Origin of the sequence: Dryocola clanedunensis, assembly GCF_038405435.1 — a bacterium.
In the GTDB taxonomy this organism is placed as follows: domain Bacteria; phylum Pseudomonadota; class Gammaproteobacteria; order Enterobacterales; family Enterobacteriaceae; genus Dryocola; species Dryocola clanedunensis_A.
In genome coordinates, this window is record NZ_JBBYHZ010000003.1 from 49,284 (window position 1) to 67,264 (window position 17,981).

Genomic DNA, 17,981 nt, shown 5'->3' on the forward strand with positions numbered 1-17,981 from the left:
ATTCAGGGTTTAACCAGCTCAATTATTTGCAGCAGCTTTTCGTCATTTTTGGCCTTGCTGTGGATATAGGCATGCACATCGATAGTATCTTTTTCCATCCACGGGATATAGACGGCGCGAACGTTAAAAAGGCGGAGAGTATATTTCAGCAGGAGTTCAGGCAGGAACATAATGTAATCAGTTTTTTCAATGCAGCTCAGTACATTCAGCAGCGACTGAGAGCGATAGCGGATATTTCTTTGATAGGCATTTGAATACAGCTTTTCCGGAAGGTAGCTGTTGAGCTCGGCAGATTTCAGCGCGGCGTGCTCTTCCCGCATCCACTGCTCAAAGCTCAGGTCTGCGCCGATCCCTGGATGGTCCTTGCGGCAAAGCGCCACGATCCTTGATTGCGCAATTCTGACTGAAAACAAAGAGTTATTCGTTCTTATGGCCGTGCCAATGTCGATGTCCACCTCTCTTGAGACCAGCGCGGTAATACGGTCCTCTTCCTGCATGGTCTGGCTATCAAAGTTGAGGCATAGCCCTGCAGGGAGCTTATGATGATTGACCAGCCTGTCGAGTAAAAAAGACTCCATCAGGGTGTTGGTTCTGACATTGATGTTGTAAAGGCCCGGCGAAGTATCCTGACTGATCATCACTGACTGAGATATATCTTCATCAATTTTCTTAAAAGCGGGATAAAGTTTATTGGCCAGGGGCGTGGGTTTTAACCCCCTGGTAGACTTGATAAAAAGGGGATCGCTGTAATAGCTGCGGAGCTTATTTATAGAATAGGTTAATGTCGGAGCAGAAACACCTAAAGCCTGCGCGGCTTTACTCATACTTTTGGTTTCAAAAATAAGCACCAGCGTTTTGATCAGGTTGTAGTCAAACTTATTATTCATAAGGTTAATTCCATATTTATCAGTTGGTTAGTCTGTAGCTCCTAAGTAATTCAAAAAGCGACTTCTAAAAACCTCTATTGTGTATCAAATCATACAACTGTCTAATAACGGTACTCATTGGCCATTTTAAAAAAAATTTTATGAAGCTTCTTACCGATATGCCTGCTTTTGAAAAGTGGTTTCTGGAAGACTATCTGGATAGCAGCCACGATCCTCTTTCGCCCTCAATTTTCACCAACGAAGAGCTTAAATCTGTCATCGCAGAATCAGCGCCTTCTACCTTTCCTTGCCTGGCCTTTTTCGATCGGCACGATCTTGTGTTTGGTGGGACTAACCTGCGTTACGTCTATAAGAAGGAGTTAAGGCTAATCCAGGAATTGCTGCAAGATTGCGATCTGAGCGCCTGACTGCCGACCGCTGTAGCGCGTGATTAGCGATGCTGACGGCGCAAACATTTTGCCTTACCACCTCTCCTCTCCATGCTTTTCGGCGCTTCTCCTGCGCCAGCCGCGTAGCTTTTCCCCACTAAAAAACCAATAAAAAAACCAATACCGTGCAGTAGCTCGAGATTTTGCACAAAGAGTAGCCAGCTAATTTGCCGCCCGGTCCGATCGTTAACTACCGTCATTGATGGTGCGGATATATTCCGCCCGCCCTCCTGTCAGGTCTGAGCATAAGAGGAAATAATGAAAAAGCTGACGTTAAGTCTGATTACCTTAGCGCTGGCGGGCGTCTCCAACGCCGCGCTGGCCGATACCCTGCGTATGGAATGTCCGATTTCCCCCGGCGGTAAGGAATACTGCAGCTACGTCAAAGAGCGTTTTGAAAAACAAACCAATAACAAGCTGGAGTTCATTGAGTTCCCGGCGGCCTCTGATGAAAAGCTCGCGCTCCTGCAGCAGCTGTTCGCCGCCAAAGACGAGAAAGCGGTGGACCTGTTCCAGTCTGACACCATCTGGGTGGGCCTGCTCGATAAGCAAACGCTCGACCTGACCGATGCCGTGGGCGACATGAAAGGCGATTTCTTCCCCGGCCCGTGGGCTAACGACACGGTAAACGGCAAGGTGAAAGCGGTGCCTGCCTATCTGGACACCGGCGTGCTCTATTACCGCAAAGACCTGCTGGAGAAATACAAAGAGCAGCCGCCGAAAACCTGGGATGAGCTGACGCGCATCGCCACCAAAATTCAGGCCGAAGAGCGCAAGGCCGGGCATAAAAATTTCTGGGGGATGATCTTCCAGGGGAAATCGTACGAAGGGCTGACCTGTAACGCGCTGGAGTGGATTGACTCCTGGGGCGGCGGCACCTTTATCGACGAAAAAGGGAACGTGACCATAAACAATCCTAAGGCTGCGGCTGCGCTGGATACGGTCGCGGGCTGGATTGGTAAAATCACGCCGAAGGGCGCGCTGGGCTACAAAGAAGAGGAGTCCCGGGCCGTGTTCCAGAACGGCGACGCGCTGTTTATGCGCAACTGGCCTTACGCTTATCTGCTCTCGCAGGGAGAGGATAGCCCGCTGAAAGGCAAGGTTGGCGTAGCGCCTCTTCCTGCCGGGCCGGACGGCAAATCTGCCAACGCGCTGGGCGGCTGGCAGTGGTCGGTTAACGCCAATACCAAAAACAAAGACGCGGCGATTGCGCTGCTGAAGATCCTCACCGACGCGGACTCGCAGAAGATGCAGCTGAAATATCTGGGCTTCGCGCCAACGCGTTCTGCCCTGTATGAAGATAAAGCCGTACTGGAAACGGCCCCGCATTTAACGATGTTTAAAGAGATCTTCGCCAATGCGGTTCCGCGCCCGGCTACGGTAACCAAAAGCCAGTATCCGCGCGTCTCCAACGCCATCTACAACGTGACCTTTAAAGTGCTCAACGGCGGCAGCGACGGCAAAACGGCCGTCGCCGATCTGCAAAAGCGTCTTGAGCGCGTGAAAGGTAAGGACTGGCGTTAATTGGCGCACCCCGGCTACCAACAGCGGCGCCGCCGTATCGCATGGATACTGGTGGCGCCCGCGCTTTTACTCCTTGCACTGGCGGCGGGCTGGCCGCTGGTGCGCACCTTCTTTTTCAGCTTCACCAACGCGACGCTCGACAACCCTGGCGGGTACGAGATGGTGGGGCTGGCAAACTTTTACGCCACCCACGACGGGGAAAGCACGGGGGTGCTGGTTGACCCGCTCTGGTGGCAGGCCGTAGGCAACACGCTGTGGTTCACCGTGGTATCGGTCGGGCTGGAGCTGCTGCTCGGCATGCTGCTGGCGCTGCTGATGAACCAGAAGTTTCGCGGCCAGGGGCTGGTGCGCACCGCCATTCTGGTGCCGTGGGCCATCCCGACCATCGTCAGCGCCAAAATGTGGGGCTGGATGTTCCACGACCAGTACGGGGTGGTGAACGATCTGCTGGAGAAAATTTTTGGTTATCAGGCGCACCTGGCGTGGATCGCCGAGCCGTCGCTGTCGATGTGGGCGGTGGTGATCGCCGACGTCTGGAAGACCACGCCGTTTATGGCGCTGATGCTGCTGGCGGCGCTGCAGCTTATTCCCAAAGATCTCTATGAAGCCGCCAGGGTGGATGGCGCCAGTCCGTGGCAGCGCTTTAAGCGCATTACGCTGCCGCTGATTATGCCCGCGATGATCGTCGCGCTTATCTTCCGGGTGATGGACGCGATGCGCATCTTCGATCTGATCTTCGTGCTGACCTCCAACAGCGAAGCCACGATGTCCGTCTCCGGCTATGCACGGGAGCAAATCATCTCCTACCAGGATATGGGCGTCGGTTCGGCGGCCTCGGTGCTAGTGTTTATGATGGTGGCGGGCATTGCCGCCTGCTTTATCCGCGTCTCACGTTTAAACGACAAGGAGAAGCGGTGATGAAAATATCCCGTCGGCAGCGCAGGCTTGGCCACAGGCTGGTTATCTTTCTGGGGGCCACTTTCGCCGTGCTGTTCTGCGTGTTCCCGTTTTATTACGCCATTCTTACTTCTCTGCGAACCGGGCAGGAGCTGTTTTTGCCTTCGTATCTCCCCAACGGCTATCACTGGCACAACTATGTGGTGGCGCTGGTGGATAACGGCATCGCCCGCAGCCTGCTGAACTCGGTGCTGGTGGCGACGATAACCGTGGGGATTTGCCTGCTGGTATCCGTCACCGCTTCTTTTGCCCTGGCGCGCGTGCGGTTTCGCGGGCGTAAGTTCCTGCTGTTCACCATTCTCTGCGTCTCGATGTTCCCGCAGGTGGCGGTGCTTAGCGGCATGTTTGAACTGGTGCGCTTTCTGGGGCTGTATGACTCCCTCGGCGCGTTGATCCTCTCCTACACCACGTTCTCCCTGCCGTTTACCGTCTGGGTGCTGACCACCTTTATGAAGTCGATCCCGGTGGAGCTGGAGGAGGCGGCAATCGTCGACGGGGCGAATACCTGGACGATTATCCGCCGCGTATTTGCGCCGATTCTGGCACCCGCGCTGGTGACCACCGGGCTGCTGGCGTTTATCGGCGCGTGGAACGAATTCATGTTTGCGCTGACGTTTATTATTTCTGGCGACAGGCGCACGGTGCCGGTGGCGATCAGCATGTTCAGCGGCGCGTCCACCTTTGAGCTGCCGTGGGGCAGCATTATGGCTGCCTCGGTGGTGGTGACGCTGCCGATTATCGTGCTGGTCCTGATCTTCCAGAAACGCATTGTCAGCGGGCTGACCAGCGGGGCAATTAAGGGATAACCATGGCGCAACTTGTACTCGATAAAATCCAGAAACGATATGGCAGCGCATCCGAGGTGATTAAGCCCCTCGACCTTGAGATTAACAGCGGCGAATTTGTGGTGGTGGTTGGCCCGTCCGGCTGCGGAAAATCCACCCTGCTGCGAATGGTGGCGGGGCTTGAGGAGATAAGCGGCGGCGAAATGCGTATCGACGGGGTTTGCGTGAACGACGACTCCCCGTCGGAGCGCGGCATAGGCATGGTATTCCAGTCCTACGCCCTTTATCCGCACATGACGGTCTACCAGAATATGGCCTTCGCGCTGGAAATGGCGAAGGTGCCGGTGAAGGAGATCGACGAGAAGGTGCGTGAGAGCGCAAGGATTTTGCAGCTGGAGAATCTGCTCGATCGCCGCCCGAAAGATCTCTCCGGCGGCCAGCGGCAGCGGGTGGCGATTGGCCGGGCAATTGTGCGCGAGCCGAGCCTGTTCCTGTTCGATGAACCTCTGTCTAACCTCGACGCCTCCCTGCGCGTGCAGATGCGCATGGAGATAGCGGCTCTGCACAAACGCATCAACGCGACTATCCTGTATGTGACCCACGATCAGGTGGAAGCGATGACGCTGGCCGACCGGATTGTGGTGCTCAACCAGGGCCAGATAGAGCAGGTGGGCACGCCGCTTGAGCTGTACGACCGCCCGGCAAACGTCTTTGTGGCGCAGTTTATCGGCTCGCCAAAAATGAACCTGATCCCCGGCGTGCTGACCCTGGGCAACGCCCAGCGCACCGACGTCCTGCTGGAAAACCGCCAGCAAATCACGCTGCCGATCAACGGCGCAGGCGTGCCGGAGGGGCAGGCGGTCAGGCTTGGCATCCGCCCGGAGCATATCCAGATAACGGAGCTGGCGCAGGCGGACATCGAAGGGGAAATTCTGTTCGTGGAGCAGATGGGCAACGAAACGCTGCTCTACGTCAACAGCGGCTACGGTGACGAACCCCTGGTGATGCGCCAGACCACCAGGCTTGCCGTCCAGCCCGACCGGCGCATCGGCCTGCGGCTGCCGCCGGAGAGCTGCTATCTGTTTAACAGCGACGGGCGGGCGTTTGTGAGGATCTGAATGGTGGATGACGCTTCGCTGAAAGTAGGTCGGATAAGCGAAGCGTCATCCGACAAAAAAGGAGATCGCAGTGGAAAAAAAATGGTGGCACAACGCGGTGGTGTACCAGATCTATCCGCGCAGCTTTATGGACAGCAACGGAGACGGCATAGGGGATCTGGCCGGCATCATCAGCAAGCTCGACTACCTGCAGCAGCTTGGCATCAACCTGATCTGGCTTTCGCCGGTCTACCGCTCGCCGATGGACGACAACGGCTACGACATCTCTGACTACGAAGACATTGCCGCCGAATTCGGCACCATGGCGGAGATGGAAAGCCTGATCCGGGAGGCGAAGCGGCGCGATATTCATATCCTGATGGATCTCGTGGTGAACCACACTTCCGATGAACACCCCTGGTTCCTCGAGGCGCTTAAATCCCCGGATAATCCTTATCGTGACTTTTACATCTGGCGCAAACCGGCGGCGGACGGCGGGCCGCCGAACGATTTTCACTCCTACTTCGGCGGCAGCGGCTGGGCGCTGGACGAAGCCAGCGGTGAATACTATCTGCACCAGTTTTCTAAACGGCAGCCGGATCTCAACTGGGACAATCCGCGCGTGCAGGAAGAGGTTCACGCGATGATGAACCGCTGGCTGGCTAAGGGCATCGGCGGGTTCCGCATGGACGTTATCGATCTCATCGGCAAAGAGGTCGACAGGCAGATCATGGCGAACGGCAAAAACCTGCACGCGCTGATCCGCCAGATGAACCGCGCCACCTTCGGCAAAGGCGATTACGTCACGGTCGGGGAAGCGTGGAGCGCCTCGCCGCAGGACGCCCTGCTGTACAGCGCTGAAGACCGTGAAGAGCTGTCGATGGTTTTCCAGTTCGACCACATCAAATCCTTCTGGGACGACGAGGCCGGAAAGTGGCGCAGCAGGCCGTTTGAGCTGGGGCGCTTCAAGGCGGTTATCGATAAGTGGCAAACGGCCCTTGCCGATAAAGGCTGGAACTCGCTGTTCTGGAGCAATCACGATCTCCCCCGGGCGGTGTCGAAATTTGGCGACGAAGGGGAATACCGCGAAGCCTCCGCCAAAATGCTCGGCACCGCGCTGCACTGCCTGAAGGGCACGCCCTATATCTATCAGGGCGAAGAGATCGGCATGACCAACGTGCGTTTCGCCACCATCGAAGAATATCGCGACATAGAAAGCCTGAATCTTTACCAGGAGCGGCTGGCGGGGGGAATGAGCCACGAGGAAATGATGCTCGGCATCCACGCTAACGGACGCGACAATGCGCGCACTCCGATGCAGTGGGACAGCGGCCCGAACGCGGGGTTTACTACCGGTACGCCGTGGATTGTCGTCAACCCTAACTACCCTGAGATTAACGTAGCCGCAGCGCTCAGCGAGCCGGACTCCATTCTCTGGCATTACCAGAAGCTGGTGGCGCTGAGGAAACAGTATCCGGTGCTGGTCTACGGCGATTTCCAGCAGCTGTTTTCAGAGCATCGTCAGGTGTTTGCCTGGCTGCGAACGCTGGAGGACGAGCGCCTGCTGGTCATCAACAACTTCTCCGCCGATCGCCTGACGCTTGCAATCCCGGAGGCCATGCAGGCCTGGCACGGCGAATGTCTGATTAGCAACTATGCGCCTCGGGATCAGCTGGCGGTGAGTATTGAACTGCAACCCTATGAATCCTTTGCTTTACTAATCGGGAGGTAACGATGGCGAACTGGTGGAAAGAGGCGGTGGCCTACCAGATTTACCCGCGCAGCTTTAAAGACAGCAACGGCGACGGCATTGGCGATCTGAACGGCATCACCGAAAAACTCGACTACCTGAAGGATCTGGGCATCGATCTAATCTGGATCTGCCCGATGTACAAATCCCCCAACGATGACAACGGCTACGACATCAGCGACTATCAGCAGATCATGGCTGAATTTGGCACAATGGCCGATTTTGACCGCCTGCTGGCCGAAGTTCACGCCCGGGATATGCGGCTGATTATCGATCTGGTGGTTAACCATACCTCAGACGAACATCCCTGGTTCCTGGAATCCCGCTCGTCGCGCGATAATCCGAAGCGCGACTGGTATATCTGGCGCGACGGCAAAAGCGAGATGGAGCCGAATAACTGGGAGGGGATTTTCAAAGGTTCCACCTGGGAGTTCGACCCGAAAACCGAACAGTATTTTTTGCATCTCTTTACCCGCCGCCAGCCGGATCTGAACTGGGAAAACAAAGAGATGCGCACTGCGGTTTACGACATGATGCGCTGGTGGCTGGATAAGGGCATCGACGGTTTCCGCATCGACGCCATCGCACACCTGAAAAAAGAGCCGCAGTTCGCCGACGTGCCTAACCCGGACGGGCTGCGCTACGCTCCATCGATGCAAAGCCATCTGAATTACGACGGGCTGCTCGACTACGTGGACGACATGAGCCGCAGCGTGCTTTCGCACTATGACATTGTCACCGTTGGCGAAATGAACGGCCTGTATGCCGATCGCGCCGAGGAGTGGGTGGGCGAGCACCGTAACCGGCTGAGCATGGTCTTCCAGTTTGAACATGTGCGGCTGTGGGAGCCGGAAGAGGGGCTGCGCCCGGAGCCGGGCGTGCTGAAGAAGATTTTTACCGCCTGGCAGGAGGCGCTGGAAGGCAAGGGCTGGAACGCGCTGTACGTTGAAAACCACGACCTGACGCGCATTACCTCGCGCTGGGGCGACACCGAACACCACTGGCGGGAAAGCGCCACCTGCATTGCCGCGCTCTACTTCCTGATGCAGGGCACGCCCTTTATCTATCAGGGGCAGGAGATCGGCATGACCAACACCCGCTTCGGCGGAATAGAAGATTTTGATGACGTGTCAGCGAAAAATATGTGGCGGGAGCTGGCGGCGCAGGGCCGAAGCGAAGAAGAGATTATCGCCTTCCTGACCAACACCGGACGCGATAACTCCCGCACGCCAATGCAGTGGAGCAGCTGGCCGAACGCAGGCTTCAGCGACGGCGAGCCGTGGTTCCCGGTGAATCCCAACTACGAAATGATCAACGTAGCCAGCCAGCAGCAGGATCCCGACTCGGTGCTGAACTTCTACCGGGCGCTGATCCAGCTGCGCAGGCAGGAGCGGGCGCTGATTTACGGACGCTACGTTCTGGAACTGGCGGAACATTCGCAAATCTATGCTTATCGCCGCGTGCTGGCGGGTGAGCAGTTCCTGGTGCTGTGCAACATGTCGTCGAAGTCGACGCGCTGGCCGGAGGAAGAGCTGCCGCTAAACGAGGCGCGCTGCCTGCTGGGGAACTATCCGCAGCCAGACGAGGCTTACCGGCTGCACCCCTGGGAGGCGAGGGTTTATAAGTACGGCGGCTGATGAAGGCTGGATTGGGTAAGGCGGATACGCATCAGCGCCATCCGCCAATAATAAGTTGCGCCGTTAATAACCCACGGCATCCAGGCGGAACTGCTTCGCGCAGCTGCCCGGATTTTTTTGTGGGCTGAAAGAGCGGCCGCCCAGCGGGTCGTTAATGGTTTTTGCCCCGAGCGAAATTTGCATCTCCGTCAGGTAAGCCGGATTACCGTTACAGGTGAGCTTCACGGCTTTTACCGCATCGCTGCCCCAGCTGTTCTCCAGCGCTTTATTGAAGGCTTTGCGGGTCACCACTTTGCCGTAGTTCTGCGCCAGAAACTCCCCAAATTTGCTCTCTTTAAACTCGGTATTCAGACGGACCATGGTGCCAAAATAGGCGTTGGGATCGAAGCCAAAGCAGGCGCCGTGTTTGGCGTATTCATAACGTTCTAAACAGGACTGACTGCCCGCGCCGGGCATCACGCCGGACAGCTTAGAGGCCATTTCTACCGACATGCCGGTTTCCGGTGCGCTGCATTTTTGGGAGCCGCGCACTTCCGCCATGTTCGGCACAGGACGAGTCGCGCAGCCGTAGCGCATCCAGCGTTTTGCATCCACGCCCCTGGCCGCAACGGATTTCGGCAGCCCGGCCCACAAACCGTGAACCGTCAGAAACGCTCGCTTATCCGCCTGTTCATGCTGAACTTTGCACTCATCGGGCTCGTTACGGTTGCGTTCGTGCATATTCTGGCAAAAACCTGTCTGCCAGGATAGCGCCAGCACGTAGGTGTCAAAATCACCGTACCGGGCAGGCTGTAACGGGTCTGCCTGAGCGAGCAGGCTGGTAGTGAGCGTAGTGGTCAGAAGCAGGGCGTTGCGCCACGTCGGTTTCATGCGGGTTCTCGTTCCGTTGGGCAAAAATTTCCAGTAAGTGCGCTATTTAAGCATAAAAAAAGCGCCTCAGAGAGGCGCTTGTTGTTCATATTTAATTTAGGGTACCAGGGCTGCGGAAGGTACCAGGATTTCGGTGGCGATAATCACCACCAGCAGGCCAACGCCAATCGGCACGGAGGTCCGTTTTACCACTTCAAACGGCGAGATTTTCGCCATGCCCGCCACGGCAACCACGACGCCGGAAACCGGGGAGATAGTGCGGCCAAGGTTGGATGCCTGGAGCATTGGAATGGCGAGGTACGCCGGGTTAATGCCGGATGAGTGGGCCAGTTTCGGGATCATCTCGACGAAGGCGTAGAACGGCGCGTTACCGGAGCCGGTGGTCATCGCCGCCAGCATGGTCAGCACGACAAGTACCAGCATCAGTATGATACTAGCCGAACCGAAGGAGGTGGCGAGGGTAATCAGGCTCTGGATAAAGCCGATGGTGCTGAGGCCCTGGGCAAACACGCCCGCCGCAACCAGCAGCATCACCACGTTGGCGAAGGCGTCCGCCATGCCTCGATAGCACACTTCCAGCCCGGAGAAGACGTGCTGGGCGCTGAAGCTGCGGCAAAACTCAATGATGGCCGCCAGCAGGATGCAGACAACCAGAATGGCGATAATATGCAGCTGCGGGCCCCATTTACCGTCGAAAATCAGCACGCCGATAATCGGGGTAAACGGCAGAATCGCGTAGAAAGAGGGCGCGGTGGTCTGGATTTCGCTGACGTCGAGCATCTCGTGGCTGATGTGCTCTTTTTTATCCAGGTAGCGCTGCCAGAAGAAGTGCGCAATGGCCATCGCGATAATCGCCGCTACGGAGATCGGCACCGTGGTTTTAAAGGCAAAATCGACCAGCGACATTTCTGCCGCTTTCGCCGCCAGCACCACGTCGCCGGACGTTGGCGAAAGGATAATGGCCGCCGGAGAGGCGCAGATGGCCGCCGCCGCGCCGCGGCTGATGCCCACGTTCACCATGACCGGGAACAGCGTTGCCATCAGCAGCACGCCGAGGCCGGTTGCGGAGGAGACCGCAAGGGACATCAGGCAGGCCACGAAATAGGCGGCAATCATCAGAATATAAGGGGAGTTGATGAACTTCAGCGGCCTGGAGGCCAGCTTCACCACCATGTCGTTGGCGCCAATGTGCGTCATGTAGGCGGCGAAGCCACAGAGCATCATGATCATCATGCCGAGGTCGCCACCGCGGCTCATCAGCAGGATTTTGACGTATTCGACGATATCCGTCGCGGTATAGCCGGTGCTTTCAGCGCTGGCCGGTAGCACCTGATGGCCCATTAAGGCGCTGACGATCAGTAACAGCAGGCCACCGACGAATAATACGCCGGTCGCGGAGTAGCCTTTGATGATGTAGCGGGCTACACCAACGATCACGACAACCCCAATAAGTAGTTCCAGAAAAGTAAGCATAATATCCCCCGTTGCGCTAAGCCGTGCCTGAACGCAACCGCATGCCTGAAAAATAAACAATAGTGACCTTTGCAGCCTTCTGCAAAGCGGTGGAAATGTGCCTGAGTGAAACGGACGTTTTTCTGATGGGGGTCAACTTTCACTGACTCTCCCTGTCAGCGGTGATGCTTTTGCAGGCGACCCGGCAATTATGACATTTAATGATTGATTGTAGTTATTTATTACAGACTGAAATTATGACTTTATCGCGATAAACGTAGCGACAAGATTATGTTTATGTTGCTGATTTGTTAGAGTAAAGGCGAAAGGTAAAGCAATTTAAAATCCCTTTAAAAGCGCAGGTTTTCGGGCCTATACTTTCGGCTCATTTACAGGGAGTCGTATGCTGCCATCCGCATTCTGGTCGACAAGCCGTTTACGCTTTATCAGAAAGCATCTGCTGATGCTGCTGGTGGCGTTCGGCTGGCTTTTTGTCAACAGCCAGCTCGCGGTTGCCTCCCACGACTGCCAGATTGACGTCACGTCCGAAGCGGTAAGCGTTCAGCACAGCCAGCATATGCAGATGGCTGACCACGGCGCGAAGCTGAAAACCAGCGGGGCGCTGTGCGATAAACACTGCCTGCCGGACGTGATGCAAAAAGATAACGGCCACAGCGAGCTGGTCGCTATCCCGGTGGCGGATTCACTGGCGCTGGTCGTGCCTGAGTGCGCACCCGCGCTGGCGCCTGTCGCCACGCTTACCCCCCCAGCCACCGGCCCTCCCGCCACCATCAGGTTCTGTCGTTTCAGAGAGTAGCTCCAGCACAGTCACGGTATCCGGGCGCTTCAGCCCATCCCTTTGACCTGTGTTCTGGAGTTTTTTTATGTCTACGATTTATGCGCGATGGCTCGCGGCCGTCGCGCTGAGCGCTACCTTACCCGCTTTTGCGGCGCAGCTTAGCCTGCAGCAAACCCTCAGCGCCGCCGAGCGCTATTCCGCTGAGCTGTCAGCCAACCGTAATCAGAGCAACGCGCTGAACGCGATGGCGGATTCCGCCCGCGAGCTTCCCGACCCGAAATTGAAATTCGGCATTGAAAACGTGCCGGTGCAGGGAGGAAGCGGCCATCGTTTTACCCGCGAGGGCATGACGATGCAGCGCATTGGCATCATGCAGGATTACGTAAGCGGCGAGAAACGGGATCGCAAAGCCGAAACCATTCTTGCCCAGTCCGCCAGCAGTAAAGCGAAGGCGGAGACGATCCGCGCCACCCTGCAAAGAACAACCGGACAGGCATGGCTTAACCTGGCGTTATCCACCAAAGCGCTGGAGACGGCCCGGCGGCTCGTTGCTGAAACCGAACGCCAGATTGGCGTGCAAAAAGCGACGGTGGCCAGCGGCAGCTCGCTTGCCTCGGGCGTGGTGGATGCCCGTGTGGCGCTGCTGGCGATGAAAGATAAGGTCACGCTTGCCGAACGTGATGTCACCCTTGCTCAGGCCCAGCTGCTGCGGCTGACCGGGGAGCAGATCGATGCGGTAAGCGGCGCCTTGCCGCGCTATCAGCGCCTGCCCGCGGACCCTCAGGTGCTGGAGCAGGGGGTTACCACTCATCCTGAAGTCATCGAAGCCGCGCGGGAAGCCGACGTTGCCAAAGCGCGCTCGGCGCAATCCGCCGTGGCGGCAAAGCCCGACGTTGGCGTGGAGATTTACTACGCCCATCGCGCAGAAGACTACGACGATATGGCGGGAGTGATGTTCACCGTCGACCTGCCGGTGTTCAGGGCGCGGCGTCAGGATAAGGATTACTCGGCGGAGGTCTCCCGCTCGATGGAGGCGAATGACCAGCTGGCGCTGGCTAAGCGTGAGCACGTTGCGCTGGTGCGCAGCCTGGTGGCGGAATACCAGTCCGCCCGGATCCTCTGGCAGCGCCAGCAGCAGGAGATCCTGCCGCTACAGCGCCAGCGCCTGTCCCTGCTGGAAGCCCAGTACCGTGCCGGAAAGAGCACGCTCGCTGACATCCTCGCCGCTCGCCGCACCCTCCTGGATACCGAACTTACCGCCAACAACGCCGAGAAAGCCGTAGCCCAGGCCTGGGCCGCTATCCGCTATCTGACGCCGCAGGAAAACACATTATGAAAACCACCCATCAATTTTCACTGCTGGCGGCGATTATCGTTGCCGCAGGCACCGGTTATTTCACCGGAAAAGCCGCACACCATGAGCCTGCCGCTGGCGTTCAGGCCGAGCGCAAAGTGCTCTACTGGTACGACCCGATGATGCCGGACCAGCGCTTCGACAAGCCGGGGAAATCCCCGTTTATGGATATGGAGCTGGTGCCGCGCTACGCAGATGAAGCCACGAATGAAGGCGGCGTAACCGTCAGCGCCCGGCAGCAGCAGAATCTGGGGATTAAAACCGCCGCTGCTGAACGAAAAGCGCTGGGTTTTCCATTTACCGCGTTTGCCACCGTGACGACGGATGAGCGTCGCGTGCAAACAGTGTCTGCCAGCGCGAACGGGCTGGTGGAGAAGCTCTATGTCAAAGCCCCCGGCCAGTTTGTGAAAAGCAATGAGCCGCTGGTGCAGCTGTGGATCCCGGAGTGGACAGCGGCACAGCAGGAGTATCTTGCCGTTCGCAAACTCGGCGACGCCGCGCTGGCCGCCGCCGCCCGTGAACGCCTGCAGCTGCAGTTTATGCCGCAGGAGGTGATCCGCCTGGTTGAACGCACCGGCAGGCCGCAAGCCCGCATCACCGTGCGGGCCAAAGAGGCAGGCTTTATTAATAAGCTCGAGACGCGGGAAGGTGCGCAGGTCGCGGCAACCGCCCCGCTATTCGAAGTTGCCAGCCTCCAGTCAGTCTGGCTGGTGATTGACTATCCGCAGTCACAGGCGCAGGCCCTGCAGGTAGGCAGCGAGGTTATTGCGCGCTCCGACAGCTGGCCGGGCGAAAACTTTCACGGAAGGGTGAGCGAGCTGCTGCCCGCGATGGAAACGACAACCCGCACGCTTAAAGCGCGCATCGTGCTCGATAATCCACAGGCCAGGCTGAAACCCGGCATGTATCTGACCGTGAAGCTTGCCAGCCTGCAGCCACGGGCCGCCGTGCTGGCCATCCCGGAGGAGGCGCTGATCGAAACCGGCAGCGAAAGCCGCGTGCTGGTAGCTACGGGAGAGGGGCATTTCAGGCCGGTGAAAGTGGTTGCCGGAGCGTCACAGGATGGCTGGGTTGAGATAAAAGAGGGGCTAAACGAGGGTGACAAGGTGGTGACGTCCGGGCAGTTCCTGATTGACTCGGAAGCCAGCCTGCGCAGCGCGCTGGTGCCTGAGAAAATAGTAGAAAAGCCTGCGGCGCAGGTGATGTCCCACGAACACGACCACGGACATTCTATTTCCGACATGCATGACATGGAGGGGATGCAATGATTGCTACGGTGATTCGCTGGTCGTTAAAAAATCGGCTGCTGGTCCTGCTCGCGGCCCTCGGCATGGCCGCCTGGGGGATCTGGTCTTTACAGCGCGCGCCGCTGGATGCGCTGCCGGATCTCTCCGACGTGCAGGTGATCGTGCGCGTTAATTATCCGGGGAAAGCGCCACAGGTGGTGGAAGATCAGGTGACGTATCCGCTGACTACCACCATGTTATCCGTTCCCGGTGCAAAGACCGTGCGCGGCTTTTCGATGTTCGGGGACGCCTACGTCTACATTCTGTTTGCAGACGGGACGGACCTCTACTGGGCGCGCTCGCGGGTGCTTGAGTACCTGAGCCAGGTGCAGTCCCAGCTCCCGGCGGAGGCGAAGGCTTCCCTTGGGCCGGATGCGACGGGCGTGGGCTGGATCTATGAGTACGCGCTGGTGGACCGGTCGGGCAAGCACAGCCTCGCGGATCTGCGGGCACTGCAGGACTGGACGCTTAAATTCGAGCTGAAATCCGTGCCGAACGTCTCGGAAGTGGCGAGCGTCGGCGGCATGGTTCGCCAGTACCAGATTGTGCTCGACCCGCAGCGTATGCGCGCGCTCAACGTCACTCATGAGCAGGTGATTAACGCCGTGCAGGCAGCAAACCAGGAGGGCGGCGGTTCGGTCATCGAGATGGGCGAGGCCGAATACATGGTGCGCACGACGGGCTACCTGAAAAAACTGGACGATTTTAAGCAGGTTGTCATCACCGCCAGGGAAGGCGTGCCGGTGCTGCTGTCTGACGTGGCGAGCCTGCGCCTGGGACCAGAAATCCGCCGTGGCGTGGCGGAATACAACGGCGAGGGGGAAGTTGCGGGCGGCATTATTGTGATGCGCTATGGCAAAAATGCCCTCGATACTATCAATGCGGTGAAGGCCAGGCTCAAGCAGATCCAGAAGAGCCTGCCGCCCGGCGTGGAGATTGTGCCGGTTTATGACCGCTCACAGCTCATAGAAAGCGCCATTGAAACCCTTTCCCACAAGCTGATTGAAGAATTTATCGTCGTTGCCCTGATCTGCGCTTTGTTCCTGTTCCACTTCCGTTCGGCGCTGGTGGCGATGATTACCTTGCCCCTGGGCATTCTCGGCGCGTTTATCGTGATGCATTACCAGGGGGTGAACGCCAACATCATGTCGCTGGGTGGGATCGCCATTGCCATCGGCGCCATGGTGGATGCCGCAATCGTGATGATAGAAAATATGCATAAGGTGCTGGAGCAGTGGCGGCACGACAATCCGGGCAGGCAGCCGGCCCGCGCGGACTACTGGCGTATTTCGGAGCAGGCGGCGGTTGAAGTCGGCCCGGCGCTGTTCTGTAGCCTGCTGATCATTACGCTTTCGTTTATCCCGGTCTTTTCCCTTGAGGCGCAGGAAGGGCGCATGTTCTCCCCGCTGGCCTTCACCAAAACCTACGCCATGGCGGTAGCGGCGGGCCTGGGCATCACGCTGGTGCCGGTGCTGATGGGCTATTTTATTCGCGGCAGAATACCGGATGAAAAAGCGAACCCCATCAACCGCTGGCTTATACAAGCGTACGAACCGCTGCTGGATAAGGTGCTGGCGAGACCGAAAACAACGCTGGGGCTGGCGGGAGCGGTGCTGGTCGCCACGCTGTGGCCGCTGAGCCAGCTGGGAAGCGAGTTTATGCCGCCGCTGGACGAGGGCGATCTTCTCTATATGCCATCGACGCTGCCGGGGATCTCCGCCCGCGAGGCGGGTCGACTGCTGCAACAAACCGACAGGCTAATCAAAACGGTGCCGGAGGTGGCAAGCGTGTTTGGCAAAGCGGGGCGGGCCGATACCGCGACCGATCCGGCGCCGCTGACCATGCTGGAAACCACCATCCGCTTCAGGCCTCGCGACCAGTGGCGGGCGGGTATGACAATGGACAAGCTGATCGGCGAGCTGGATAGCGTGGTGAAGGTGCCGGGTATCGCTAACGTCTGGGTACCGCCGATCCGCAACCGTCTGGACATGCTGGCGACGGGGATCAAAAGCCCGGTAGGTATTAAGGTAAACGGTAATAACCTTGCGGCCATTGAGCGTGCGGCAGAGCAAATTGAGCGGGTCGTTAAGCAGGTGCCTGGCGTGACGTCGGCGCTGGCAGAGCGGCTGGGCGGCGGGCGGTATATCGATATTGATATCGACCGGCGTAAGGCGGCAAGGTACGGCGTATCGGTGAAAGAACTGCAGTCGCTGGTGGCGACAGTAGTTGGTGGGCAGAACATCGGCGAGACGATTGAGGGACGAGAGCGCTATCCCATTAACGTGCGCTATCCCCGCGAGCTACGCGACAGCGTACAGAAGCTGCGGGATCTGCCCGTGGTCACGGCGAATGGCAGCCAGCTTGCACTTTCCGAGCTGGCCAGCGTGTCGATAGCTGACGGGCCACCGATGCTGAAAAGCGAGAACGCCAGGCTGTCTAACTGGATCTACGTGGATCTGCGAGGTCGCGATTTAAAATCTGCGGTGGAGGAGATGCAACGGGTTGTATCCCAACAGGTTACCTTGCCGGAAGGCGTTTCTCTTTCCTGGTCGGGGCAGTTTGAATATCTGGAGCGAGCGTCGGCGAAATTAAAAATTGTCCTGCCGTTTACCCTCGTAATAATTTTCGTGTTGCTTTACGTGACTTTTTCACGCGTCAGCGACGCCTTGTTAATTATGGGGACTTTGCCGTTTTCATTAATTGGCGGCGTGTGGCTGCTTTACTTCCTGAATTACAATTTATCCGTTGCGGGGGCCGTTGGGTTTATTGCTTTAGCAGGGGTCGCGGCGGAGTTCGGGGTAATAATGGTGCTCTATTTAAATCAGGCGCTTGCGAAACATCAATCCCTCGACCCTGAGGGCGGCAGGCCGATGCTTATTCGGGCTATTCACGAGGGCGCGGTGCTGCGCGTCCGCCCTAAGGTGATGACCGTTGCTACCATTATGGCCGGGCTGTTGCCCATCATGTGGGGCGATGGCACCGGCTCGGAGGTGATGCGCCGCATAGCCGCGCCAATGATTGGCGGGATGGTCACCGCGCCTTTGCTTTCGATGCTGGTCATTCCTGCGGTCTATATTTTATTTAAGAATAAAAGTTAAGAAAATTCGCAAATCTCTGCGGGAGGAATGCCTCCCCGGAGATTTTTTAATTGATAT

The 17,981-nt window shown here is 57.6% G+C and carries 14 protein-coding genes; 11 read left to right on the top strand and 3 right to left on the bottom strand.

Translation table 11 applies throughout. From position 1 onward, the window contains the following. Positions 1–2 precede the first annotated feature (2 nt). On the bottom strand, positions 3–887 hold the full coding sequence (locus AAE045_RS07775) for a LysR family transcriptional regulator (RefSeq protein ID WP_455547234.1): 885 nt from the start codon (positions 885–887) through the stop codon (positions 3–5). A 140-nt stretch (positions 888–1,027) separates the two neighbouring features. On the opposite strand from AAE045_RS07775, the gene AAE045_RS07780 reads away from it, so the two are divergent. From AAE045_RS07780 to AAE045_RS07810, 7 genes are all read left to right on the top strand, one after another. Beyond that, positions 1,028–1,294 (top strand): hypothetical protein, encoded by a 267-nt coding sequence (locus AAE045_RS07780; protein ID WP_455547235.1) that lies wholly within the window; start codon positions 1,028–1,030, stop codon positions 1,292–1,294. 279 nt (positions 1,295–1,573) lie between these two features. Then, the gene (locus AAE045_RS07785) at positions 1,574–2,839 is read left to right on the top strand and encodes an ABC transporter substrate-binding protein (protein ID WP_455547236.1); all 1,266 of its coding nucleotides are present in this window, start codon (positions 1,574–1,576) and stop codon (positions 2,837–2,839) included. After that, positions 2,840–3,757: a carbohydrate ABC transporter permease gene (locus tag AAE045_RS07790; RefSeq protein WP_455547237.1), complete on the top strand. Its 918-nt coding sequence runs from the start codon at positions 2,840–2,842 to the stop codon at positions 3,755–3,757. Further along, positions 3,757–4,602: a carbohydrate ABC transporter permease gene (locus AAE045_RS07795; protein ID WP_455547238.1), complete on the top strand. Its 846-nt coding sequence runs from the start codon at positions 3,757–3,759 to the stop codon at positions 4,600–4,602. The genes AAE045_RS07790 and AAE045_RS07795 overlap by 1 nt, the downstream gene beginning before the upstream one ends. 2 nt (positions 4,603–4,604) lie before the next feature. Next, the gene (locus AAE045_RS07800; protein WP_271127389.1) at positions 4,605–5,699 is read left to right on the top strand and encodes a sn-glycerol-3-phosphate ABC transporter ATP-binding protein UgpC; all 1,095 of its coding nucleotides are present in this window, start codon (positions 4,605–4,607) and stop codon (positions 5,697–5,699) included. Between the two features lie 64 nt (positions 5,700–5,763). After that, positions 5,764–7,410 carry a glycoside hydrolase family 13 protein gene (locus AAE045_RS07805; protein ID WP_455547664.1) on the top strand — a complete coding sequence of 549 codons (1,647 nt, stop codon included), beginning with the start codon at positions 5,764–5,766 and terminating at the stop codon, positions 7,408–7,410. A gap of 2 nt (positions 7,411–7,412) precedes the next feature. Next, entirely contained in the window at positions 7,413–9,065 is a 1,653-nt protein-coding gene (locus AAE045_RS07810; RefSeq protein ID WP_455547239.1) for a glycoside hydrolase family 13 protein, read from the top strand. A 63-nt stretch (positions 9,066–9,128) separates the two neighbouring features. On the opposite strand, the gene rna is transcribed toward AAE045_RS07810, so the two are convergent. Both rna and dcuC read right to left on the bottom strand, forming a co-directional pair. Next, positions 9,129–9,935: a ribonuclease I gene (rna, locus tag AAE045_RS07815; protein WP_455547240.1), complete on the bottom strand. Its 807-nt coding sequence runs from the start codon at positions 9,933–9,935 to the stop codon at positions 9,129–9,131. Between the two features lie 96 nt (positions 9,936–10,031). Next, positions 10,032–11,408 (bottom strand): anaerobic C4-dicarboxylate transporter DcuC, encoded by a 1,377-nt coding sequence (dcuC, locus tag AAE045_RS07820; protein ID WP_455547241.1) that lies wholly within the window; start codon positions 11,406–11,408, stop codon positions 10,032–10,034. A gap of 382 nt (positions 11,409–11,790) precedes the next feature. Between dcuC and AAE045_RS07825 the strand changes: the two genes are divergently transcribed. The 4 genes from AAE045_RS07825 (at position 11,791) to AAE045_RS07840 (ending at position 17,924) form a co-directional block, all read left to right on the top strand. Then, on the top strand, positions 11,791–12,204 hold the full coding sequence (locus tag AAE045_RS07825) for a DUF2946 domain-containing protein (protein WP_455547242.1): 414 nt from the start codon (positions 11,791–11,793) through the stop codon (positions 12,202–12,204). Positions 12,205–12,271: 67 nt separating this feature from the next. Beyond that, positions 12,272–13,522, top strand: coding sequence for a TolC family protein (locus tag AAE045_RS07830; RefSeq protein ID WP_455547243.1), 1,251 nt, complete (start codon positions 12,272–12,274; stop codon positions 13,520–13,522). Continuing rightward, a complete protein-coding gene (locus AAE045_RS07835; RefSeq protein ID WP_455547244.1) occupies positions 13,519–14,808 on the top strand; it encodes an efflux RND transporter periplasmic adaptor subunit in 1,290 nt (429 codons plus the stop codon). The genes AAE045_RS07830 and AAE045_RS07835 overlap by 4 nt, the downstream gene beginning before the upstream one ends. Continuing rightward, positions 14,805–17,924, top strand: coding sequence for an efflux RND transporter permease subunit (locus tag AAE045_RS07840; protein ID WP_455547245.1), 3,120 nt, complete (start codon positions 14,805–14,807; stop codon positions 17,922–17,924). Before AAE045_RS07835 ends, AAE045_RS07840 begins: the two co-directional genes overlap by 4 nt. Positions 17,925–17,981: the final 57 nt, after the last annotated feature.